The sequence below is a fragment of the Amycolatopsis sp. FU40 genome (genome assembly GCF_021903635.1).
GTDB lineage: Bacteria > Actinomycetota > Actinomycetes > Mycobacteriales > Pseudonocardiaceae > Amycolatopsis > Amycolatopsis dendrobii.
This window is the reverse complement of record NZ_CP091381.1, coordinates 3,667,543-3,688,827: the sequence shown is the minus strand read 5'-3', so window position 1 is coordinate 3,688,827 and position 21,285 is coordinate 3,667,543. Positions and strand designations below refer to the sequence as shown.

Annotated in this window: 20 protein-coding genes; 8 read left to right on the top strand and 12 right to left on the bottom strand. The window is 70.5% G+C overall.

Features of this window, described 5'->3' with window-relative positions:
• The first annotated feature begins 48 nt into the window (after window positions 1-48).
• Window positions 49-1,527 carry an FGGY-family carbohydrate kinase gene (locus L3Q65_RS17805; protein ID WP_182895275.1) on the top strand — a complete coding sequence of 493 codons (1,479 nt, stop codon included), beginning with the start codon at window positions 49-51 and terminating at the stop codon, window positions 1,525-1,527.
• Here L3Q65_RS17805 and L3Q65_RS17800 read toward each other — a convergent pair.
• Window positions 1,472-2,293 (bottom strand): helix-turn-helix domain-containing protein, encoded by an 822-nt coding sequence (locus tag L3Q65_RS17800; protein ID WP_237600296.1) that lies wholly within the window; start codon window positions 2,291-2,293, stop codon window positions 1,472-1,474. The two genes, L3Q65_RS17805 and L3Q65_RS17800, sit on opposite strands and share 56 nt — an antisense overlap.
• Before the next feature lie 39 nt (window positions 2,294-2,332).
• Between L3Q65_RS17800 and L3Q65_RS17795 the strand changes: the two genes are divergently transcribed.
• The 3 genes from L3Q65_RS17795 to L3Q65_RS17785 all read left to right on the top strand — a co-directional run bounded on the left by L3Q65_RS17795 (window position 2,333) and on the right by L3Q65_RS17785 (window position 4,443).
• Window positions 2,333-2,731, top strand: a complete 399-nt coding sequence (locus L3Q65_RS17795) for an NUDIX domain-containing protein (protein ID WP_237600295.1) — start codon at window positions 2,333-2,335, stop codon at window positions 2,729-2,731.
• Between the two features lie 198 nt (window positions 2,732-2,929).
• Window positions 2,930-3,409, top strand: a complete 480-nt coding sequence (locus L3Q65_RS17790) for an MmpS family transport accessory protein (protein ID WP_237600294.1) — start codon at window positions 2,930-2,932, stop codon at window positions 3,407-3,409.
• A 263-nt stretch (window positions 3,410-3,672) separates the two neighbouring features.
• Window positions 3,673-4,443, top strand: a complete 771-nt coding sequence (locus L3Q65_RS17785; protein ID WP_237600293.1) for an ABC transporter permease — start codon at window positions 3,673-3,675, stop codon at window positions 4,441-4,443.
• On the opposite strand, the gene L3Q65_RS17780 is transcribed toward L3Q65_RS17785, so the two are convergent.
• Together L3Q65_RS17780 and L3Q65_RS17775 are read right to left on the bottom strand one after the other, a co-directional pair.
• Entirely contained in the window at window positions 4,419-5,105 is a 687-nt protein-coding gene (locus L3Q65_RS17780; RefSeq protein WP_182895270.1) for a histidine phosphatase family protein, read from the bottom strand. The genes L3Q65_RS17785 and L3Q65_RS17780 overlap by 25 nt on opposite strands.
• Window positions 5,106-5,127: 22 nt before the next feature.
• Window positions 5,128-7,005, bottom strand: coding sequence for a Na+/H+ antiporter (locus tag L3Q65_RS17775; protein WP_237600292.1), 1,878 nt, complete (start codon window positions 7,003-7,005; stop codon window positions 5,128-5,130).
• Between the two features lie 60 nt (window positions 7,006-7,065).
• On the opposite strand from L3Q65_RS17775, the gene L3Q65_RS17770 reads away from it, so the two are divergent.
• Window positions 7,066-8,478: a carboxylesterase/lipase family protein gene (locus L3Q65_RS17770; RefSeq protein ID WP_237600291.1), complete on the top strand. Its 1,413-nt coding sequence runs from the start codon at window positions 7,066-7,068 to the stop codon at window positions 8,476-8,478.
• A gap of 41 nt (window positions 8,479-8,519) precedes the next feature.
• Here the strand turns inward: L3Q65_RS17770 and L3Q65_RS17765 are convergent, their stop codons facing one another.
• From L3Q65_RS17765 to rnhA, 4 genes are all read right to left on the bottom strand, one after another.
• The gene (locus L3Q65_RS17765) at window positions 8,520-11,159 is read right to left on the bottom strand and encodes an exo-beta-D-glucosaminidase (protein ID WP_237600909.1); all 2,640 of its coding nucleotides are present in this window, start codon (window positions 11,157-11,159) and stop codon (window positions 8,520-8,522) included.
• Window positions 11,160-11,319: 160 nt separating this feature from the next.
• Entirely contained in the window at window positions 11,320-11,694 is a 375-nt protein-coding gene (locus tag L3Q65_RS17760; RefSeq protein WP_182895268.1) for a YchJ family protein, read from the bottom strand.
• A complete protein-coding gene (locus L3Q65_RS17755) occupies window positions 11,691-12,041 on the bottom strand; it encodes a DUF1801 domain-containing protein (protein WP_237600290.1) in 351 nt (116 codons plus the stop codon). Before L3Q65_RS17755 ends, L3Q65_RS17760 begins: the two co-directional genes overlap by 4 nt.
• 185 nt (window positions 12,042-12,226) lie before the next feature.
• Window positions 12,227-12,706, bottom strand: a complete 480-nt coding sequence (gene rnhA / locus L3Q65_RS17750) for a ribonuclease HI (RefSeq protein WP_182895266.1) — start codon at window positions 12,704-12,706, stop codon at window positions 12,227-12,229.
• 91 nt (window positions 12,707-12,797) lie between these two features.
• Between rnhA and L3Q65_RS17745 the strand changes: the two genes are divergently transcribed.
• On the top strand, window positions 12,798-13,583 hold the full coding sequence (locus tag L3Q65_RS17745) for a DUF1684 domain-containing protein (RefSeq protein ID WP_237600289.1): 786 nt from the start codon (window positions 12,798-12,800) through the stop codon (window positions 13,581-13,583).
• A gap of 1 nt (window position 13,584) precedes the next feature.
• Here the strand turns inward: L3Q65_RS17745 and L3Q65_RS17740 are convergent, their stop codons facing one another.
• From L3Q65_RS17740 to L3Q65_RS17730, 3 genes are all read right to left on the bottom strand, one after another.
• A complete protein-coding gene (locus L3Q65_RS17740) occupies window positions 13,585-14,247 on the bottom strand; it encodes a hypothetical protein (RefSeq protein ID WP_237600288.1) in 663 nt (220 codons plus the stop codon).
• Between the two features lie 154 nt (window positions 14,248-14,401).
• Complete coding sequence (locus L3Q65_RS17735) at window positions 14,402-14,956, bottom strand: hypothetical protein (protein ID WP_237600287.1); 555 nt, start codon at window positions 14,954-14,956, stop codon at window positions 14,402-14,404.
• Window positions 14,953-15,630, bottom strand: a complete 678-nt coding sequence (locus tag L3Q65_RS17730; protein WP_182895387.1) for an MBL fold metallo-hydrolase — start codon at window positions 15,628-15,630, stop codon at window positions 14,953-14,955. The genes L3Q65_RS17735 and L3Q65_RS17730 overlap by 4 nt, the downstream gene beginning before the upstream one ends.
• Window positions 15,631-15,708: 78 nt before the next feature.
• On the opposite strand from L3Q65_RS17730, the gene L3Q65_RS17725 reads away from it, so the two are divergent.
• The gene (locus tag L3Q65_RS17725) at window positions 15,709-16,539 is read left to right on the top strand and encodes a YwqG family protein (RefSeq protein WP_237600286.1); all 831 of its coding nucleotides are present in this window, start codon (window positions 15,709-15,711) and stop codon (window positions 16,537-16,539) included.
• Here L3Q65_RS17725 and L3Q65_RS17720 read toward each other — a convergent pair.
• Window positions 16,523-17,239 carry an RNase H family protein gene (locus L3Q65_RS17720; protein WP_237600285.1) on the bottom strand — a complete coding sequence of 239 codons (717 nt, stop codon included), beginning with the start codon at window positions 17,237-17,239 and terminating at the stop codon, window positions 16,523-16,525. The genes L3Q65_RS17725 and L3Q65_RS17720 overlap by 17 nt on opposite strands.
• A 338-nt stretch (window positions 17,240-17,577) precedes the next feature.
• On the opposite strand from L3Q65_RS17720, the gene uvrA reads away from it, so the two are divergent.
• Window positions 17,578-20,439: an excinuclease ABC subunit UvrA gene (uvrA, locus tag L3Q65_RS17715; RefSeq protein ID WP_237600284.1), complete on the top strand. Its 2,862-nt coding sequence runs from the start codon at window positions 17,578-17,580 to the stop codon at window positions 20,437-20,439.
• A 196-nt stretch (window positions 20,440-20,635) separates the two neighbouring features.
• Here uvrA and L3Q65_RS17710 read toward each other — a convergent pair whose 3' ends face one another.
• Entirely contained in the window at window positions 20,636-21,265 is a 630-nt protein-coding gene (locus L3Q65_RS17710) for a fibronectin type III domain-containing protein (RefSeq protein ID WP_182895262.1), read from the bottom strand.
• Window positions 21,266-21,285: the final 20 nt, after the last annotated feature.

Below are 21,285 nucleotides of genomic sequence, written 5' to 3'. Positions count from 1 at the left end.
AATACCTTGCCGGTAATCGTTTACCGTCCGCTTGCCGGGGGTGCTGTGATGCGACCGGGCCCGTTGCTCGGCATCGACATCGGCACGTCCAGTTCGAAAGGCGTCCTCGTGGGTGCGGACGGCACTGTACTGGCGCGCGCCGCCCGCCCGCACAGCACCTCCCGCCCGCGCCCCGGCTGGTTCGAGCACGACGCCGAAACCGTGTGGTGGGCCGGGTTCGCCGAGCTGGTCCGCGAACTGCTGGCCGACGGCGCGAAACCCGCCGGGCTCGCGGTGAGCGGCATCGGCCCGGTGCTGCTGCCCGCGGACGCCGGCGGACGGCCGCTGCGCCCGGCGATTCTCTACGGCGTGGACACCCGGGCGGGCGCGGAAATCGCCGAGCTGACCGCCGAACTCGGCGAAGAGTCCATTGTGGAACGGTGCGGGAGCGCGCTGTCGAGCCAGGCGGTCGGCCCGAAGTGGCGGTGGCTGTACCGGCACGAACCGGACGTCGCCGCGCGGGCCCGGCAGTTCCTGATGGCGAGTTCGTATCTCGTCCAGCGGCTGACCGGCGAGTATGTGCTCGACCACCATTCGGCCAGCCAATGCGACCCGATGTACGACCTGCGCGCGGGAGATTGGGCGGAGGACTGGGCCGCGCTCGTCGCGCCCGGAATCGACCTGCCGCGGCTCGCCTGGCCGACCGAGGTCGTCGGCACGGTCACCGCCGAAGCGGCCGCCGAGACCGGATTGCCTGCCGGATTGCCGGTCGCCTGCGGCACGATCGACGCGTGGGCCGAAGCGGCCAGTGCGGGCGTGCGCGAGCCCGGCGACACGATGGTCATGTACGGCACCACGATGTTCCTCGTCCAGGCTGTCGCCGAGGCCCGTCCGGTGCCCGGCTTGTGGGCGACTCGCGGGGTTTTCCCGGGCAGCTACTCGCTGGCCGCCGGAATGGCGACCTCCGGCGCGATCACCGACTGGCTGCGGGAACTCTTCGACGGCGATTTCGCCGAACTGGTCGCCTCGGCCGGTCAGGTCCCGGCCGGAAGCCGCGGATTGCTGATGCTGCCGTACTTCGCGGGCGAGCGGACCCCTGCGCCGGATCCGCTGGCACGCGGGATGATCGCCGGGCTGACCACGTCGCACGGGCGGGCGGAGCTGTACCGCGCGGCGTTGGAGGGGACGGCTTACGGGGTGCGGCACAACCTTTCCGCGATGGGTGCTCCCGCGCGCCGATTGGTGGCGGTCGGCGGCGGGACGCAGGGCAGGGTGTGGACGGGGATCGTCAGCGACGTGACGCGGACGCCGCAGCATCTTCCGACGGAAACTGTCGGGGCGTGCTTCGGGGACGCGTACCTGGCGGCGGTGGCGGTCGGGTTGGAGCCGGATATCGAGGCGTGGAACCCGGTCGCCGAGGTGATCGAGCCGGATCCCGTCCGGGCGGATCGGTACGACGAGTTCTACGCGCATTACCGGGCGTTGTATCCGGCTACGGCGGAGACGGCGCATTTCCTTGCGCGGCAACAGGATCTGGCGGCGGAGTGAGCTGCCTGGCAAAGCAGGAGCCCGGGGTGAGGCCGGTGAGGGCCCGGCATTCGCGGGTGAGATGCGGTTGGTCGGCGTACCCCGCAGCGACAGCTAGATCGGCGAGGGTCGCTACGGCGGGGGCCAGTGCGATGGCTCGTTGGAGGCGCAGGATTCGGCGGTAGGTGGCCGGTCCGTAGCCGACTGCGAGAGTGAAGAGGCGGCGCGCCTGCCGTTCGCTTCGGCTCGGTTCAGCCGGATGCCCCGCGGATGGTTCGGCGGCACTCGACGATGGCCGCGCGCTCAGTTGTCGCGTGGCGGGTGCTTCTCCTCGGCTCAGATTTCCGGTGTCCCCAGCGGACTCCGCGGCGAGTCTCGCCAGCATCCGCTCCACCACCGGATCCGCGGCGGCGGCCCGCTCTGTCGCGACATCGGCCATCGCGTCGGCAAGGTCGCGGCCGCTGAGGATTTCGTCGGCGAGAGTCGCGCCGCGGCGGTTCCACAGGTCCGGCAGCGGGACGCGGCTGTCGCGCAGTTCGTCCGCGCCCACGCCGAGCATCGCGGCCGCCGCGCCGGGCCGGAAGCGCAGGCCGCGCAGGCGCGTGCCGGGCGGGTACACCGACGTCCACGCCGTCGTGTCCGGTCCGGCCACGAACACCTGGCCCGCGCCGGCGACGAGGTCCACGCAGCCGTCCGGGACGATGCGCTTCGGGCCGGGCTCGACCGACTCCCAGCGGCACCGCACGAGGCGGCGCAGGGACTCCGGCGGCGGGCTTTCCGAGTACACCCCGCGATCATCCCCCTCGGGTACGACAAAATGGCGCCCATGACCCCGATCGACGCCCTGGCCTGGGTCCACGTGCGGGACCGGCGGCTGCTGTCGGTCCGCACGACCGGCAAGGAAAAGTTCTATCTCCCCGGCGGCAAGCGCGAACCCGGCGAGGGCGACGTCGAGGGGCTCTGCCGGGAGATCCGCGAGGAACTGGGCGTCGCGCTCGACCCGCTCAGCTTCCGGTTCTTCGCGCTGCTCGACGAGCGGGCCGACGGATTCGCCGACGGCCGCCGCGTCCGGATGACCTGCTACACCGCCGACCACACCGGCGAACCGGAGCCGTCGGCCGAGATCGCCGAGGCCGCCTGGCTGAGCGCCGCGGACGCCGCCGCCTGCCCGCCCGCCGGACAGCGCGTGCTGCGAATGCTGGCCGAGGCCGGGCTCGTCGACTGATCACCCTGCGTCAACCGGGGGATGCGCGAGCGTCATCGGCATCGTGCGTGGTGACCGTGCTCGTGAGCGAACGTCCCCTACCCCCATCAGGGTGAAATGGAGCTGATTTTCTCGGGTTGGCTAACGCCGTGTAACGGTCTGGCGAAGAACCAGACGTCGCACTCGCGGGAAGTGCGCTCGAGAAGAGAAGACCTCTCCATGGGTGTTCCTGGCGCGACCCGGCCCACGGCGGCCCGGGGGGAAACGGGCAGGCTGCGGCCGCTCGGAAGCGTGGTGGTCGTGGCAGGCGTCATCGCCGTCGCGGTCACTGTCGCGTGGTACGTCATGCCGAAAGCGACCCCGGACCGGCCCGCCCCGGCCGCGTCGGTGCCGTCGGTGACCGTCGAACCCGCCGTAGCGCAAGAGGTGACCCGCACGGTCGTCTACGAGCTGACCGGCGGGGACGTCGCGCACAACCTCACCTACGTCGCGACCGGCGGCGACCTCGAACAACAGGCCGAGGTCCAGCTGCCCTGGTCGGTGACGGTGCAGCGGAAGACTCCCGCCGCGCAGCCGGTGTTCAGCAGCCTGGTCGCGCAGAGCGCCGGGGCGCTGCTGTGCCGGATCCGGGTCGACGGGCACGTGGTCGCCGAGAAATCGGTGTCCGGGGAGGGGCGGCAGCTCAGCTGCAGCGCCTGACCGGAGCTGCTCGAAGCTCTGGGGCCCGCGTCGGGGTTTCGCAGGAGCGCGGGGGTCTCGCCCCGCTGCCGGGCCTGGCTCGCGATATCAAGGTCCGCGGGAGCGAAGCCCTGCAAGGGTCTCGCCAGCGGCTGCTCCGCATCGCCCTCGCAAGCGCCCCTGCAGCCAGGCCGCCGCGAAGAAAGCCTCATCGGGGGCAGCACCGGTCCGGGACAAGGCCCCGGTTCGCCGCGCCGAACCCCGGCCTGCGGCAGGATCACCCCGTGAACGGTGCGATCGGATTCGGGCCCGCGCTGATCGCCGTGCTCGCGGTGCTGACGCTCGCGGGCGCGGCCGTCGTCCGGTTCGGGCAGCTCGGGCAGGGGCGGGCGGTGCTCGTCGCGGCCGTCCGCGCCGTCGCGCAGCTCGCGCTCGTTTCGCTGGTCATCACGGTCATCCTGCGGTCGGGCTGGCTGACCGGGTTGTTCGTCCTCGCGATGTTCACCATCGCCGCCGCGACGTCCGCGAGCCGGATCGGGGTGCCGAAGCGGATCGGGTGGGTGGCGCTGTCGCTGGCGTCCGGCGTGCTTCCGGTGCTGGGGCTCGTCCTCGGGTCGGGCGTCGTCCCGGCGAAGCCGATTTCCGTCGTGCCGATCGCGGGGATCGTGATCGGCGGTTCGATGACCGCGACCTCGCAGGCGGCCCGCCGCGCGCTCGACGAACTCAAGCAACGCCGCGGCGAGTACGAAGCCGCGCTGGCGCTGGGGTTTCTGCCGAGGCATGCCGCGCTGGAAATCTGCCGTCCGTCGGCCGGGCACGCGTTGATCCCGGCACTCGATCAGACCCGGACGGTCGGCCTGGTGACGCTGCCGGGCGCGTACGTCGGCGTCCTGCTGGGCGGGGCGAGCCCGCTGCAAGCCGGTACGACACAGGTGCTGGTGCTCATCGGGCTGCTGGCCGCGGAGGCGATCGCGGTGCTGGTGACGGTGCAGCTCGTCGCGGCGGGGTTCGTCCGCCGCGACGAGCCGGCTCAGCCGAGCGGGGCCGCCAAGTGAGACCGGTCGTTGAAGCCGCGGATCAGCCAGTTCTCGCCGTGCACCACGAGGTGCGAGATCGAGCCGTTGTCCGCGCCCAGGAACGCGAACCGCTCCAGCGCACGGCTCGCCTGGGCGAAGACCTCGCCGATCACGCCGCCGTGGGTGAACACCGCGACCCGCTGATCGGGATGCGCCGCGGCGATGCGGGTGAGCGCGGCCCGGATCCGGAGGCCGAACGCTTCGTCGGATTCCGCGCCGGGCAGGACGTCCCACCGCTGTTGTTCCCACAGCTTCTGCGCCAGCGGATGCCCTTCGGCGGTGTGCTTGCGGAACAGCCCGTTTTCCCATTCGCCGAGGTGGATCTCGCGCAGGTCCGGCTCGACGGCCGGGGTGAGGCCGAGCTTTTCCGCCAGCGGCGCAGCGGTTTGCGCGGTGCGCCGCAAGGTGGTCACGTACAGCGCTTCGATGCGTTCCGACGCCAGCCGCTCGCCGACGCGGGCGGCGTGGTCGCGGCCTTCCGGCGCGAGGTCCGGGTCGGCCTGGCCGTCGACGAGATCGAACGGCTCGCTGAGCCGTTGCGGCATCGATTCCCCGTGGCGCACCAGGAAAATCTCGGTGGCGCCCGAGGGCGGGCTGAAGCGGTGCTGGCGGTACTCGACTTCCTGTTCGGGCGTGCTCATGCCCCGACCCTAACCGGTCGGCTCAACCGAGTTGCTTGTCCACGAAGCACCATCGCCACGTCTCGCCCGGCTCGAAGCTGCGCATCACCGGGTGCAGGGTTTCGCGGAAGTGCTGCGAAGCGTGCTTGCCCGGCGACGAATCGCAGCAGGCGACGTGCCCGCACTTGAGGCACTTCCGCAGGTGCACCCAGGTCGTCCCGGCTTCGACGCATTCGGCGCAGGAGTCCGGGGAGCTGGGCTCCTTCTCCGGCCACTCGTGGCTGAGGTGCTTGCAGGACCCGGCCGTGGCGGCGGGGGTGCTGAGTTCGCGTTCGGCCACCGGGGGTTCCTCCTCGTCGCGGTCGAGCATGGATTCTTCGATGTCGAGCCGGGCCAGCACGCGGCGCAGCACCGCGTCGTCGGCACTGCCTCTGTCCCGTGCCTTCAGGAACACTTCGCGTTCGGCTTCGAGAAGCTGGACGCGCAGCCGACGGTAGGCGTCGCTGGGGGTTTCGGCGAGCGCGCTCTGCCTGCCGAGTTGTTCCCAGGCGGCGTCGGACCGGCCCTGCAACCGGTCGCGCAGCCGCTCGATCACCTCGGGCGGGTCCTCCGGACGCCGCAGCTCCTCCAGCTTCGTGAGCGCGGCACGGGTCATGTCGTGCAGCACGGCGGCTTCCTGGAGAGCGTCCTCCGCCGGGTCCGGCCGAGGCAGGCGAAGACGGCGGATCAGCGGCGGCAGCGTCATGCCCTGCACCACGAGCGTCCCGGCCACCACGACGAACGCGGCCAGCACGAGCACCGCGCGCTGCGGGGTGTCAGCCGGCAGCACGAACGCCGCGGCGAGCGTGACCACGCCACGCATCCCGGCCCACGCGATCACCGCCGAGTAGCGCCACGGCCACACCTTGCCGCGTTCCACGCCGAGGGTGTCCAGGAGGCGTTTCACCACGCCGATGCCGACCATCCAGAGCATCCGCGTGAGGATCGTCGCGGCGAGCACCGCGGCGCAGATCCCGACGAGCTGCCACAGCGACAGCCCGCTCTTGCCGACCTCGTGCAGGATGCCCCGCACTTGCAGGCCGATCAGCAGGAAGACCATGTTCTCCAGCAGGAACTGGACGGTCTCCCAGTTCAGCCTGCTGGCCAGCCGCGACGGCCCGGACTGGATGCGCGGCGTCTGGTGTCCCTGGATCAGGCCGGTGACGACCACAGCCAGCACGCCGGATCCGTGCACCGCTTCAGCGAGCAGGTACGCCGCGAAGGGGACCGCGAACGACAGCGCGGTGTCGGTGAGCGTGTCTTCCAGCTTCGCGCGAACGTACGTCACGATCAGCCCGACGAGGAAGCCGACGACGATCCCGCCGGCCGCTGCGAGCAGGAAATCCAGGCCGACCTGCCAGAGGCTGACCGCGCCGGCGATCGCCGCGATCGCGGTGCGCAGCGCGACGAGCGCGGCGGCGTCGTTGAAGAGGCTTTCGCCCTCCAGCAGCCGGACGAGCTTGCGCGGCATCCCGACCCGCCGCGCGACCACGCTCGCCGCCACCGCGTCCGGCGGTGCGACGACCGCGCCCAGCGCGATCCCGGCGGCCAGCGGCAATCCCGGCACGACCAGCCAGGCGACCAGCCCGACGCCGAACGCGGTGAACACCACCAGCCCGACCGAAAGCAGCGCGATCGGCCCGCGCAGCTTGCGGAACGCGATCAGCGACGTCTGGATCGACGCCGAGTACAGCAGCGGCGGCAGCAGCCCGATGAGGACGATCTCCGGGTCCAGTTCGTACTGCGGCACCCCGGGGATGAACGACACCCCGACGCCGACCGCGACGAGGCACAGCGGAGCCGACCAGTCCATCCGGCGCGCGACGACGGTCACCAGGAGAACCGTCAGGACGAGCGCCACCAATTCCGCTGCGATTTCCACGGGACAATCATCACCCGCGGCCCCGGAGCACGCGCGGGGGCCGGCGTTAGGCTGCCGGGCGTGACGACGGTGGAGACGCGGACCGGTGCCGTCCGCGGCGAGGTGCGGGACGGAGCAGGGTTGTTCCTGGGGGTGCCGTTCGCGGAACCGCCGGTGGGGGAGCTGCGGTTCCGGCCGCCGGTGCCGGCGGCGTCCTGGACCGGGGTGCGCGACGCGACGGAGTTCGCGGCCAAAGCCCCGCAGCCCGACGTGACCGGGAAACGCTTCGTCGGCGACGAGGACTGCCTGTACGTCAACGTCTACGCGCCCGAAGCACCTGGTTCGTATCCGGTGCTCGTGTGGATCCACGGCGGGGGCGGGGTGATGGGCGCGCCGCACCAGTTCGACGCGTCCGCGTATGCCCGCCGCGGTGTGGTCGTGGTGACCGTCGCGTACCGGCTCGGGGTGCTCGGCATGCTCCGGCTGCCCGGCGTTTCCGACGGGAATCTCTCGTTGCACGACCAAGTGCTCGCGCTGGAATGGGTCCGCGACAACGTGGCCGCGTTCGGCGGCGACCCGCGGCGCGTCACGCTCGCCGGGCAGTCCAACGGCGGCCGCACGGTGGGGACGCTGCTGGCGGTTCCGGCCGCGAAAGGGCTGTTCAGCCAGGCGATCGTGCAGAGCGGCACCGGCGTCGGTTCCGTCGTCCACACCCCGGCCGAAGCGGAAGCTGTCGGCGAAGCGGTGCTGGCCGAGCTGGGCAACGCGGACCTGCGCACGCTGCCGGTCACGGAGATTTTGACCGCGCAGCAACGGGTCACGGCTCAGCTCGGCACCCTCGTGACCTACCGCGTGGTGGTCGACGGGGATCTCCTGCCGCAGCGGCCCGGCGAAGCTGTCGCGGACGGGGCGGCCCGGGAAGTCCGGATCCTCGCCGGCACCACGGCCGACGAACAGGATCTGTTCTCCTGGCTGCAAACCGGCGGCGCGAAACTGCTCGGCACCGGTTCGACGATGCTCGGACCGGATGACCTCGCGCGGATGACCGAGGCGTACCGGGAGCTGCTGCCGGACTGGCCGGAGGACCAGCTGGTGAACCGCGTCCGCACGGCGGGGGACTGGTGGCTGCCGGCGATCCGGCTGGCCGAGACCCAGCACGCGGCGGGCGGCACGGCGTGGATGTACCGGCTGGACTGGCGGATCGCGCCGCGCGGGAAGGGGCTCGGCGCGGCGCACGGGGTGGACCTGCCGTTCGTGTTCGACGACGTCGGCAACCCCAACTGGCGCTTTATGTTCGCCATCGCCCGCCCGGATCCGGAGCGGCTGCGGGCGATGGCGGAGGAGATGTTCGGAACGTGGGTCCGGTTCGTGGCGACCGGCGATCCGGGGTGGGCGTCGTACCGGCCGGAGGACCGGGTGACGCGGGTGTTCGACGACGTCAGCGAGACGGTGTCGGATCCGGACGCGGGGCAGCGGCGGCTGTGGGACTCGTGAGTGGCAATCACGGTTCTAACCGCGATTGCCACTCACGAGTCCTAGTCTTGTACGGTCTGCGTTCCGGTGTTCCAGCCCGCGACCCGCACCGACGGCGCGGAGCCGTGCAGATCAGCCGTGCGGTAAGTGGCGGTGATCGTCACCGATTCGCCCGGCCACAAGCTGACCTGGTTGTCCGACCAGCTGACCGGAAGCACCGGAGTGCCCGCGCTGTCCACCATGTGTGCGTCCACCATGAACGCCGGGGTCTTGCCCGACGAGGTGTTGGTGAGCTTCACCGTGGTGACGGTGGTGCCGTCCGGACCCGGAGCGGAGGTCGCCGTGGCGCCCACCTTCGCCGCGCCCAGCTTCGACAGCCCGGACAGATCCGCGTACGACGACGTCGGCGTGTAGTACCAGTCCGACTTGCTCCAGTTCAGCTTGTCGTCCTTGGTGGACAGCCAGTACACGTTCCGGCTGACCTCCTTGCCCGCCGAATCGGTGAGCACCAGCTTCGCCAGGTAGGTCGAGGAAAGCCCGCTGACCGAACCGATGTCGAGCGCCTTCGCGTGCGCGCCGCCGCCGTTGACCGAGAAGTCCTTCTTGGTCTTCGAGAACTTCTTCGTGCCGTCGGTGTTGAAGAGCTCGACGGTGGCGGTCAGGCCGGACGCCTTCTTCGTGGTGGAGTTGACCACCTCAGCCGATTTGGTGTCGTAGGAGTACTGGATGTGCAGCGGCTCGTTCGCCTTCTTGGCCCCGAAGTAGGAGCCGTTCTGGTCGAGGTAGGCGTCGAACAGCTGCCAGTGCAGCGACGTCCAGCCGCTGTTGAGCATCCAGTAGATGAGCCCGGTCGAGGGGTCCTTCGAATCGGTGAAGTTGCGGGAGTGCGATTCGAACTCCGCGCGGACGTTCTCGTACTGCGCCAGCTGCGCCTTGCGGACGAAGTCGTCCAGGCTGGTCGGCTTGCCGTAGCGGCCGGCCAGCGCGTCGCCGAAGATCTTCAGGTTGGCGAAGGTCTCCGACTCGGAGCGGTGGTACTGCGGCGCGGCCGGGTTCTTCCAGAGCGTTTCCAGCTCGGCCGGCGTCATCATCCGCTTGAGCGTGTCCATCGTCGGGATGTCCGGCCCGGCGCTGGTCTCGGAGTTGAAGTTCCACGCGCCGCCCGCGTCCTTGTGCGCCTTGTCGTACCAGTAGTTCGGCGGGACGTAGTCGTACGGGCCGTTCATCTTCATCCCGGACGGGCCGAGTTTCGGCGACGCCTTGGCCGAAGCCGCGGAGATCACCGCCGCGGGCCAGTCCGCCGCCGACAACGCGTCGAGGTAGCCCTTTTCGATCCGCGCGTCGGGCGCGAAGTCGCTGCCGATGTGGAAGGACAGCACGCTCGGGTGGTCGCGCAGCCGCTCGGCTTCGGCGGTCATCGACGCCTTGGCGATCGGGTAGTCCGCCTCGGTCCACGGCTCGCCCTTCTCGTCGCCGTTGACCTGGCCTTCCCACTTGTCGCAGCATTCCCAGCCGGGCATGGTCAGCACGCCCATCCGGTCCGCGAGGTCGAAGAACGCGTCGGGTTCGATGTGGCCCTCGAGCCGCACCGTGTTGAGGCCGAGGTTCTTGACGTAGGCGAGCTTGTCCGCCGCCCGGCCCGCGTCCCAGCGCAGCAGCAGGTCGGGGGACCAGCCGCCGCCCTTGATCATCAGCGGCTTGCCGTTGACGACGTACTGCCGCCCGCCGCTGGAGTTCAGCGGGGCCTTGACGTCGCGGATGCCGAAGCTGGAGCGGCTCGCGTCGGACGCGGTCCCGCCGACGGTCGCGGTCAGGTCCAGCTGCTGCATCGGCTGGCCGCCCATGCCTGCGGGCCACCACACCTGCGGCTTGTCGACGCCGATCACCGGGAAGGTGACGGTCTTCTTTTCGTGCGCGGCAAGGGAAACGTCCTGGCTCACCGGCTTGCCCGCGACGGTGCCGGACACCGTGGCACGGACCGCGGAGTCGGAGTCGTTGCGGACGTCGGCCTTCGCCGTGAGGTCGGCGTGGTCGAGCGCGGGCACGTTCAGCTTCGTGACCACGTGCGCGCCGCGGAGCGCGACCGGCCCGCTGTGCCGGACGAGGACCTCGCGCGCGAGCCCCATGTTCTGGTCCGGCGGGGTCTGCGCCCAGTCGATCCAGCCCATCGACAGGTCGTTGTTCGGGTCGTTCGGGTAGACCTTGAACGCGACGCTGTTGACGCCCTCGTGGACCTGCTTGGTCACGTCGAGGTCGTGCCGGGTGTAGGGACCGTTGACCTCGTCCTTGGTGGCGACCCGGGTGCCGTTGACCCAGACGTCGGCCTTGGACAGCACGCCGCTGACGTCGAGGTAGGTGCGCTGGGTCGGGTCGGCGACCTTGATGTCGGCCCGGTACCACCACGGGACCTTGAAGTCCGCGGTGGGCACGTTCTTCATGTTCGTCGAGTAGAACGGGTCGGAGTAGCGGCCGTTGGCGAGCAGTCCGGCGTACACCGTCGACTGCGAGCCGACCGGGTACCAGCCCTTGGCGTCGAAGCCGGGCTTCGACACCGAGGCGTCGTCGGACACCTTGGCCGAGGACTGGATCAGATAGCCGGGGATCGCGGCCCGGCCGGGCTCCGGCCCGGCCGAGGCGGCCCCGGCGAGTCCGGGGATCAGCGCTGCGGTCAGGGCGGCGACTGCTAACAGCCGTCCGGGCATTCTTGGCCGGCGTGGGGTCACGAGCGGTCCTCCTCGGGCTCCTGGCGGCGGCGATTGTTAGTAAAGTTCCTTAACGATTGCCGGTGATCGTAGCCGCCCCGGGCGTCCGGGAACAGACCTCGACGGGGTCTTTTCGCCCGATTTTCCCCCGCGGTTCCGCTTAGCGTGCGTCGACGTAGTACCAGCGCCCGCCCTCGCGGACGAATCGGCTGTTCTCGTGCTGCGAATCGTCGCGACCCTGATAGCGGTAGTGCGCGCGGAACTCGACGGTGCCCTCGTTCTGCAGCAGCGAACCGCCGGTCTGGCCGAGGATCTCCAGCCGGGTCCACTCCTGGGCGGGATCGAGCCGCAGCCGCTTCGGGCGGGTGTCCGGATGCCAGGTGTCGAGGAGGTAATCGGGCTCCCCGACGGCGAACGCGCAGTACCGCGACCGCATCAGCCGTTCGGCGGTCGGGGCGTGCTGGTCGCCGCGGTGGAACCGGCCGCAGCAGTCGGCGTAGGGCTCGGGCAGCCCGCAGGGGCAGGGGTTCGTCACGCCGCTGATTCTGTCTCCAGTGCCAGCGCCTGCCGCACCCAGGCGGTGATCTGCTTGGCGTCGACGTCCTCCGCGCTGCGCAGTTTGACGTGCGCCATCTCGCGGGCGCTCGGTTCGAGGTCGCCGTCGAGAAGCTGGCCGCGCCAGAAGGCGAGCGTGACGTATGAGCTGTACGCCTTCGCGAGGCAGACCGGGTTCTTGCCGGCCTTCCAGGTGGGCGCGCCGTGGTAGAGCGCGGCCGGTGCGGGCATCGCGTGGTCGAGGGCGGGCAGGAGGTCGGCATAAACCTCGCGGAGCGCTTCTGGCTGCGCGGCGACGTACTGGGCGACGGTCGTGAACTTCGGCATGGCTTGTCCTCTCGGCTTGCTGATGCTGCCGAGCTTGCCTTCCGATGATTTGTCTTGTCAAGACGAATTTTTTTGTCGGACGGTGCCCGCTTGACCGAGACGATGACGCCGCCGCCTCGTGAAACCGCGCGGGTCCGGTCCGTGGAATCTCCTCGAACAGGTAATGCCGGGCGTGATCCGCAGACTCAGCCGCGAGCCCGGCGCACCCCGGCCGCGGCGGCTTCCTGCGATCCCTTGACCGCGAGCTTGTCCGCGCGCTCGTTCTCCGGAAGCCCGGCGTGGCCCTTGACCCACAGCCACTCGACCTCGTGCCGCTCGCAGGCGGAGTCGAGGCGCTGCCAGAGGTCGGCGTTCTTGACCGGCTGCTTCGCCTGCGTCTGCCAGCCGTTCTTCTTCCAGCGAGGCATCCACTGGAGGATGCCGTTGCGGACGTACGTGCTGTCGGTGTAGATCCGCACCACAGACGCGCGAGTGAGACTTTCCAGCGCGCGGATCGGAGCCATCAGCTCCATGCGGTTGTTGGTGGTGACGGTGTCCTCGGCTCCGTACAGCTCGCGCTCGTGCTTGCCGTAGCGCAGCAGCGCGCCCCAGCCGCCCGGTCCGGGATTTCCGCTGCACGCGCCGTCGGTGTAGATCTCCACGGCTTGTTCCGTCTGCTCCGCCACCCGGCGACCCTACCGTTCCCACGTGCTGGGAGCCGGAATGCCATGCCGGGGACGGTGTTGTGCCCTGGACACTCACGGAAGGGATCCGGACATGGCGGTGGAGTTCGCACAGGCGTGGCAGGACTGGAAGGCGGAGCGGGAAAAGACGCTGGCCGATCCGTACGGCTGGCTGGCGCTGGTGTCGCTCGACTGGCTCGAGAATTCGCCCCGGACGTACCCCGGCCTGCCCGGCCGATGGTGGCAGGACGCCGAAGCCGCCTACGTCGACCCGGCCGGCGGGGAGCTGCGGCATGAAGGCGCTTTGCTGACGGATGTCCACCGCTTCGAACTGGTGAACAGCGGCGCGGGCACCCGGGTGACGGCCGGTTCGGTGGAAATCGAGATCGCGCGCCGGTCAGGCTACCTGATCCGCGTGCACGACCCGAAAGCCCCTGTGCTGCATGACTTCCGCGGGGTCCCCGCGTACGAACCCGACCCGGCGTGGGTCCTGACCGGCCGCTTCGAGCCGTTCGACGAACCGCGGCCGACGACGGTGGGGGCGGTAGTGGAAGGCCTGTCGCACGTCTACACCGCGCCTGGCCGAGTGGTCTTCGAGCGCGACGGTGTCGAGCATGTTTTGACTGCGTTCAACGGCAAGACCGGCGGCTACAGCATCCTCTTCACCGACGCGACCAGCGGCGTGACCACCTATGCGGCCAATCGTTCCCTGCCGGTCGCCGAGGCTGCCGCGGACGGAACGGTGACGCTGGACTTCAACCGGGCGGTGAACCTGCCGTGTGCGTTCACGGATTTCGCTACGTGCCCGCTGCCGCCTGAAGGGAATCACCTGCCGTTCGCGGTGGAGGCGGGGGAGAAGATTCCTTACGAGCGGCAGTAAGCTATTTGATCGGCTCGGCGCTGTCCCCGGCCAGGAGCAGCTGCGGCACTTGAGAAAGTGCCCAGCCGGACCCGGCCGGGGTCAGCACCCAGACGACATCGAACCGGTCGTCCGGCCACTTTTGCGGCGCAGTCACCCCGAACGCGGCCGCGAGCGCGGGGATTTCCTCGTGCTGCCAACTGATCAACGTCGGCTCAGTCCGCCGGGCGACCTCCGCGGCGAGCGCACTCTCGCTGCCCTTGGCGTAGGTGGTCAGGACGGTTTTGCCGAGCCGCTCTGCCAGCGGCCCAGCAGTTTCCCGCGGCCGGGTGCCCTCACCACCGCTGCCGCCAGCCGCGTAGACAGCGGTCGGCTTGGCGAGCCCTGTGCGGTAGGCGCCTGTCGCCGGGGCGAATAACTCCACGAGCGCCCCCGCCCGGGTCCAGCCGCGGACGGTCAACGAGTGCGAATCGGGGCTGCCGTTCACGTCAATCCCTTGCGGCCCAGTCGAACCGGACGGTTTCTCGGCGTGCCGGATGATCATCACGCGCGCCCCGCCAGGCTGAGCGGGCGGTGCCGCAGCGATGGCTTTGGACTGCTTGGCCGCGCAGCTGGCGATGAGCAGCGCCGCGCTGCTCGCCGCCCCGCTGAGCAAGGTCCGCCGTGACCATAGCTGCGCTGTCATGCCGCTCCCCCGATCCGTGCTGCGAAAGTTGACCCCTCGCCTGAGTACTCGCCGGAGGGTGGCTAGGCAACACGCCGCGCGCGGTTGTAGTCGAATTCCCTTGGCGGGCTTGGGATTTCCGGATCGCCACGGCCGACACGGGACAAAACGACGGTCATCCGCTGAGATCGCGGTCCGCGGGCGGGAGCCAGTCGCGATCGGGCAGCGGCAGGCGTCCGCTGCGGACATCCAGGTCGGCCCGGGCGTGCACGTAGAACTCGTCCCGCTTGGCTCCGATGGCGTGATAGAGACCGATGAAATCGTCGTGGCTCATCGTTGTGCCCCGGGCGACCCAGCTGAGCTTCCAGACGGTCTCATGCCAGCGGCGTCCGGCGTCGACGGCCGCCGGGGAGCCGAGAAGCAGCACGGTTTCCCATTTGGTCGCACGCTCGCTCTCAGCCTGGGCAAGGGCGGCCAAACCCTCGTCGAGGTCTACCGGGAGCGCGCCCGCCGGAAAGCCGCGGGTCGCGGCGATCCGGTACGACAACTGTGCGCATGACTTCAGCGCGGTGGCGTACTCGGCGTAGGCGCTGAGCCGCTTTTCGTCCCATCGCGTCAAATACTGGCGTCGCCACTTGCCGCGTTCGACCAGCGCCGTCGCAGTGAACGAGGCCGCGGCGCCCAACAGCACCGCGGCCAGCGTCAGGAGTTGCTGAACGACGGGGTTCACCAGCCGCGTTCGCGCCACTCCGCCAGATGCGGCCGCTGCTCGCCCAGCGTCGAATCGTCCCCGTGCCCCGGGTAGAACCACGTGTCGTCCGGCAGCTGATCGAAAATCCGCGCCTCGACATCGTCCAGCAGCGAGGCGAAGTCCTCCGGCGACGAAGTCTTCCCGACCCCGCCCGGGAACAGCGAATCCCCGGTGAACAGATGCCCATGGCCCTTCGGGTCCCGGTACAGCAGCGCGATCGACCCCGGCGTGTGGCCGCGCAGATGGATCACTTCCAGCGTGACCGAGCCGACCTTCAGCGTGTCGCCGTGTTCGACCAGGAAGTCCGGGGGGACCGGCAGCGGTTCCGCGTCCAGCGGGTGCGCCGCGGTGTTCGCGCCGTTCGCTCCGGCGACCGCGCCCAGTGCCTGCCAGTGGTCGGGGTGCTGGTGGGTCGTCACGACGGTGCGCAGCGCGGGGCGGTCGGGGCCGTGGCCGATCAGGTCGGAGATGCGTTCCGGGTCGTTGGCCGCGTCGATCAGCAGCGCTTCGTTCTCCTCGCGGCACACGAGCAGGTACGCGTTGTTGTCCATCGGGCCAACGGAGAGCTTGGTGATGGTGAGCCCGTCCAGCGTCCGGCGGGCGGCGTCGCCGCCCGGTTCGACGTGTCCGGTGTACGTGTCGGCGATGTTCACGAGGTCCCACCGTAGCCGGATCACCCGTGCGGTGGCCACGCGGCCGTTTCTGTCGGCGCCAGCTGTCAAGATCTTCCCATGACCTCTTGGATCGACCCGCTCGCCGGGCTGGCGCGCGAGAACCTTCCGCCGGACGTGGCCGAGGCGTGGGAAACCCTCTTCCGGCCCGCGGCGCGGCTGAACACCGGCGGGAACGGCGTGCGCGTCGGCTGCCTCGGCGGGAATCCCGCGCTGCCCGCGGACGTGGAATGGCCAGTCTGGCGCGGCGAGCTGCCGATGAACTTCGTCGCGGCCGTGGACTGTGCGGCGCTGCCCCGCGTGCCCGGCGGGATCGAGTTGCCCGCGTCCGGTTCGTTGCTGTTCTTCTACTGCGACGACTGGTTCGAGGCGCAGGGCCCGGTCGACCTGACCTCGCTCGGCGCCGTCGTGGTCGTCCCGGCCGGGACGGAGACCGCGGAACGGGCCGCGCCGGAGGGCGTCGAGAGCTATCCGCGGCTGGAGCTGTCCGGGGAAATCGCCGGCACCTTCCCGAACTCCCAGCAGGAGGTGCTGCGCCGCACGCTCGCCCGCGACGGGCTTCCGCTCTCCGACCCGGACAACTGGTCCGAGGAGTTCTACGACCGGCTCCGCGAGTCGTCGGCCGCGCCGTACCACCAGATCGGCGGCTGCTCGTGGCCGGTCCAGGGGCCGCCGGAGGACGAGGTCGCCGCGGCAGTCCTGCCGGAAGAGGCGAGCGAGTCGGATCTCGCGGACGAAGCGGTGCGCTGGGCCCTGCTCGCGCAGATCGACAGCGACGGTGACGCGGGCCTCACGTGGGGCGACGTCGGGGTTCTGTACTGGCTGATCCGCGAGGACGACCTCGCCGGGGGCCGGTTCGACCGGGTCCGGTGCGTCATGCAGAGCGGCTGAGCCCTCGGCCGCGGCGGTTCCGCTGAAGCCATTCCGTCGTGCAGCAGTGTTCGCACGGTGCGAGTTCGCCGGGGATCACCGACGCCCAGGCGATCCGGACGATCTCGTGGGTGTCGCGGCCCATCCGCTCCTGCCGCTGCTGGCCCCTGCGCAGCCAGTAGCAATCGGCGTCGTTGTGGTAGGCGTGGCCGCCCGCCGTGTGGTAGCCGTTCGGCAGCACTCCGGCGTCGATCTGGCGGCAATCGGCGCAGTAGGCCTTCGTCATGCCGTGGCGGCACTCGTCGTCCTCCGGCCGCGCGGGCGGGCGGCCGGAGGGGCGGGCCGCCGTCGCGAGATCGGCCAGTTCGGCGAGCTGGGCGCGGGCGGCCGGGTCCCCGGCCGCCCGCCAGGTGATCTCGTGCCGGTCGGCGCAGGTGCGGAGCCGGGGGAGGAGGTCGTCGGACCCCTGGCCGTCCAGCGCGGTGCGGAGATGCTCGCTGTCGCTGTAGAGGTGCACGCGGACCGGCCTGTTCAGGCTTTCGAGTGCTTCCACCGCGGCCGTCAGCGCCATCCGGCCGGCAGTCGTGTCCGCCGCCCCGCCGGCGAGGGTTTTCCGATGGCCGCCGTAGGCCAGCACCGCGGACCAGCCGCCCGGTCCCGGGTCGCCGCTGCCCTTCCCCGCCGCGTAGATCCGCACGGCTCCGGCTTCTTCGCTCGCCACGCCCCGAACGTAGCGGCGGGGACCGACACTTTTGGCGAAACCGGCCGGAAGGCGCTGCCCCGCGCCGGTTCCCGGGGCGTGCACCCGGGCCGGGCGGCCTTCGCCGACCTGTATCGTGGAACCGGGCCAGCCCGCGCATCCGCTCTGCCGCGCGGGGCCTCCGACAGCGTCCGGCGACCCCGCCGCGGGCCGCTTCCCCCGGCCCCCGGAGAGCGGAAAAGCCCAGGCAGAACACGTGCGGTCCGGTTTTTGTCGGTGGTCGTCCCTACCCTGGGCACGTCCGCCGGCACCGGATCTCCCGGCGGGCCACCGAGCAGAACGATGGAAGGGACGAAGGCGTGGCTGATCGCCTCGTTGTTCGCGGAGCGCGCGAGCACAACCTCCGCGGCGTGGATCTCGATCTGCCCCGCGACAGCATGATCGTGTTCACCGGCCTGTCCGGGTCGGGCAAGTCGAGCCTTGCCTTCGACACGATCTTCGCCGAGGGGCAGCGGCGGTACGTGGAGTCGCTGTCGGCGTACGCGCGGCAGTTCCTCGGGCAGATGGACAAGCCGGACGTCGACTTCATCGAGGGCCTCTCGCCCGCGGTGTCGATCGACCAGAAGTCGACCTCGCGCAACCCGCGGTCGACCGTCGGCACCATCACCGAGGTCTACGACTACCTGCGGCTGCTCTACGCCCGCGCCGGCAAGGCGCACTGCCCGAAGTGCGGCGAGGCGATCAGCAAGCAGACCCCGCAGCAGATCGTCGACCAGGTGCTGGAGATGACCGAGGGCACCCGGTTCCAGGTGCTCGCTCCGGTCGTGCGCGGGCGCAAGGGCGAGTACCTCGACCTGTTCCAGAACCTGCAGCAGCAGGGCTACGCGCGCGTGGTCGTCGACGGCACGGTGCACCCGCTCACCGACCCGCCGAAGCTGAAGAAGCAGGAAAAGCACCAGATCGGCGTGGTGATCGACCGGCTCGCGGTCAAGACCAGCGCGCGGCAGCGGCTCACCGACTCGGTGGAGACGGCGCTGCGGCTGGCCGACGGCCTGGTCGAATTGGAGTTCGTCGACCTCGACGAGAACGACCCGCACCGCGTGCGCGGCTTCTCCGAGAACCTGGCCTGCCCCAACGGCCACCCGCTGGCGATCGAGGACCTCGAGCCCCGGTCGTTCTCGTTCAACTCGCCCTACGGCGCGTGTCCCGAGTGCACCGGCATCGGCATCCGCAAGGAGGTCGACCCCGAACTGGTGGTCCCCGACGACGAGCTGTCGCTCGCCGAAGGCGCCATCGCGCCGTGGGCGGGCGGGCAGAGCGCCGACTACTTCCTGCGGCTGCTGGAATCGCTGTCGGAGGCGGTCGGGTTCCGCATGGACACGCCGTGGCGGCGGCTGCCCGCGCGCGTGCAGAAGGCGGTGCTGCACGGCGTCGACGAGCAGGTGCACGTCCGCTACCGCAACCGGTACGGCAGGCAGCGTTCCTACTACGCGGCCTTCGAGGGCGTCATCCCGTTCCTGGAGCGGCGCCTCGAGCAGACCGACTCGGAGTACATGCGCGAGCGGTACGAGGGCTACATGCGCGAGGTGCCGTGCCCGGCATGCCAGGGCACCCGGCTCAAGCCGGAGATCCTCGCGGTCACGCTGGAGCACGCGACGCAGGGCGACCGGTCGATCGCCGAGGTGTGCGCGCTGTCCATCGCGGAGGCGTCGGAGTTCCTCGACGAACTGGTGCTCGGCCCGCGCGAGGCGATGATCGCGGGCGCGGTGCTCAAGGAAATCCAGGCGCGGCTGCGCTTCCTGCTCGACGTCGGGCTCACCTACCTGTCGCTCGACCGCGCGTCCGGCACGCTGTCCGGCGGCGAGGCGCAGCGCATCCGGCTGGCGACGCAGATCGGCTCGGGTCTGGTCGGCGTGCTGTACGTGCTGGACGAACCGTCGATCGGCCTGCACCAGCGCGACAACCACCGGCTCATCGAGACGCTGACCCGGCTGCGCAACCTCGGCAATACGCTGATCGTGGTCGAGCACGACGAGGACACCATCCGGGCCAGCGACTGGGTGGTCGACATCGGCCCCGGCGCGGGCGAGCACGGCGGGCACATCGTGCACAGCGGCCCGTACAAGAAGATCCTGAAAAACAAGGAATCGATCACCGGCGCGTACCTGTCCGGGCGGCGCCAGATCGAGGTGCCGGCGATCCGGCGGCCGGTCGACAAGAAGCGGCAGCTCACCGTGGTGGGCGCGCGCGAGCACAACCTGCGCGGCATCGACGTGTCGTTCCCGCTCGGCTGCCTCGTGTCGATCACCGGCGTGTCCGGGTCCGGCAAGTCGACGCTGGTCAACGACATCCTCGCGCAGGTGCTGGCCAACAAGCTCAACGGCGCGCGCCAGGTCCCGGGCCGCCACACCCGGGTCAACGGCCTCGGCAACGTCGACAAGCTGGTGCGCGTCGACCAGTCGCCGATCGGCCGCACGCCGCGTTCCAACCCGGCCACCTACACCGGCGTGTGGGACCACGTGCGCAAGCTGTTCGCGGCCACCACCGAGGCGAAGGTCCGCGGGTACCAGCAGGGCCGGTTCTCGTTCAACGTCAAGGGCGGGCGCTGCGAGGCGTGCGCGGGCGACGGCACGATCAAGATCGAGATGAACTTCCTGCCGGACGTCTACGTCCCGTGCGAGGTGTGCAAGGGCGCCCGGTACAACCGGGAAACGCTCGAAGTGCACTACAAGGGCAAGACGGTGTCGGACGTGCTGGACATGCCGATCGAGGAGGCGGCCGAGTTCTTCGAGCCGATCAAGGCGATCCACCGGCACCTGCAGACCCTCGTCGACGTCGGCCTCGGCTACGTCCGCCTGGGCCAGCCCGCGCCGACCCTGTCCGGCGGCGAGGCGCAGCGCGTCAAGCTGGCGAGCGAACTGCAGAAGCGCTCCACCGGCAAGACCGTCTACATCCTCGACGAGCCGACCACCGGCCTGCACTTCGAGGACATCAGCAAGCTGATCGGCGTGATCAACGGGCTGGTGGACAAGGGCAACACGGTGATCGTGATCGAGCACAACCTCGACGTGATCAAGACGTCCGACTGGATCGTCGACATGGGCCCGGAAGGCGGCTCCGGCGGCGGCACCGTCATCGCCGAGGGCACGCCGGAACAGGTCGCAGCCACGGAGGGGAGCTACACCGGCGAGTTCCTCGCGCAGGTGCTGAAGCCGGCCTGATCCGCGGCTGCGCCCTGCCGGTCGTGGCGATAGCCGCGATGCTGTCGCCGGTCGGCCCGATCGCGGCCCCGGGCCGGCAGAGCGGTGCTGGCGCTGACCGTGGGCTGGGTTGTGGCGTTCTGCCCGCGATGAACTCGAAGCAGGAAGAGCCGTCCGGTGCCATGCCGGGCGGCTCTTCGGCTGTGCGGCGGAAGTTTCAGTCCTTTCCGGTCGTGCGCTCGACGACGGGGGAGAGCGGTCCGTAGGACAGGGCCCGGAGGCGGAAGGCCGAGCCTTGTTCGCCGGGCAGGAGCGACAGCGCGCATTGCGTCGCGTTGGGATCGGCTACCTCGACCGGGACGAAGTCCGGCGTGCCCGGACGGCGGATCTCCAGCAGGAAACCGGCCTCGCCGGTCGAGCGGTCGGTCCAGGTGAAGTGCAGGTTCTGGTCCGGGGCCGGGGTCACGGCGAGGTCGGCCGGGGCGGATTGCGCGGCAGCGGCACCGGAGGGAGCAGTGTTGCCCGCCGTGACGGTCGCCGACACCGGACCGGCGAAGGACCGGATCCGGTAGTAGAACGGCGTTTCCGGGATCAGGTCCGGGTGGGTATAAGAAGTCTGGCCGGGCGGGAGGTACTGCAGCGCGGTCCACGGTCCGCCGGCGGCGTTGGCGTATTCGAGCAGGTAGCCAGCCGCGGCCGGGTCGGCAGGCCAGTGCAGGACGACGTTCGTGGGCGAGGTGAGGGTCGCGGTGAAAGCGGGGGCGGCCGGCGGCGGCGGAGCGGTGCCGCAGCCGACTAGCGTCGCGGTCAGCAGCGCGGCCAGGGCGGTTCGGGCGGCTGTCGGCACGGCAGGCCTCCTCGATGGTT

Bases quoted from the DNA above. Each gene is read 5' to 3' on its own strand.
- L3Q65_RS17790 (WP_237600294.1), top strand. From the start codon at position 2,930: ATGGGTGTTCCTGGCGCGACCCGGCCCACGGCGGCCCGGGGGGAAACG.
- L3Q65_RS17765 (WP_237600909.1), bottom strand. From the start codon at position 11,159: ATGCCCGGACGGCTGTTAGCAGTCGCCGCCCTGACCGCAGCGCTGATC.
- L3Q65_RS17740 (WP_237600288.1), bottom strand. From the start codon at position 14,247: ATGACAGCGCAGCTATGGTCACGGCGGACCTTGCTCAGCGGGGCGGCG.
- L3Q65_RS17755 (WP_237600290.1), bottom strand. From the start codon at position 12,041: ATGCCGAAGTTCACGACCGTCGCCCAGTACGTCGCCGCGCAGCCAGAA.
- L3Q65_RS17745 (WP_237600289.1), top strand. From the start codon at position 12,798: ATGGCGGTGGAGTTCGCACAGGCGTGGCAGGACTGGAAGGCGGAGCGG.
- L3Q65_RS17725 (WP_237600286.1), top strand. From the start codon at position 15,709: ATGACCTCTTGGATCGACCCGCTCGCCGGGCTGGCGCGCGAGAACCTT.
- L3Q65_RS17805 (WP_182895275.1), top strand. From the start codon at position 49: ATGCGACCGGGCCCGTTGCTCGGCATCGACATCGGCACGTCCAGTTCG.
- L3Q65_RS17780 (WP_182895270.1), bottom strand. From the start codon at position 5,105: ATGAGCACGCCCGAACAGGAAGTCGAGTACCGCCAGCACCGCTTCAGC.
- L3Q65_RS17795 (WP_237600295.1), top strand. From the start codon at position 2,333: ATGACCCCGATCGACGCCCTGGCCTGGGTCCACGTGCGGGACCGGCGG.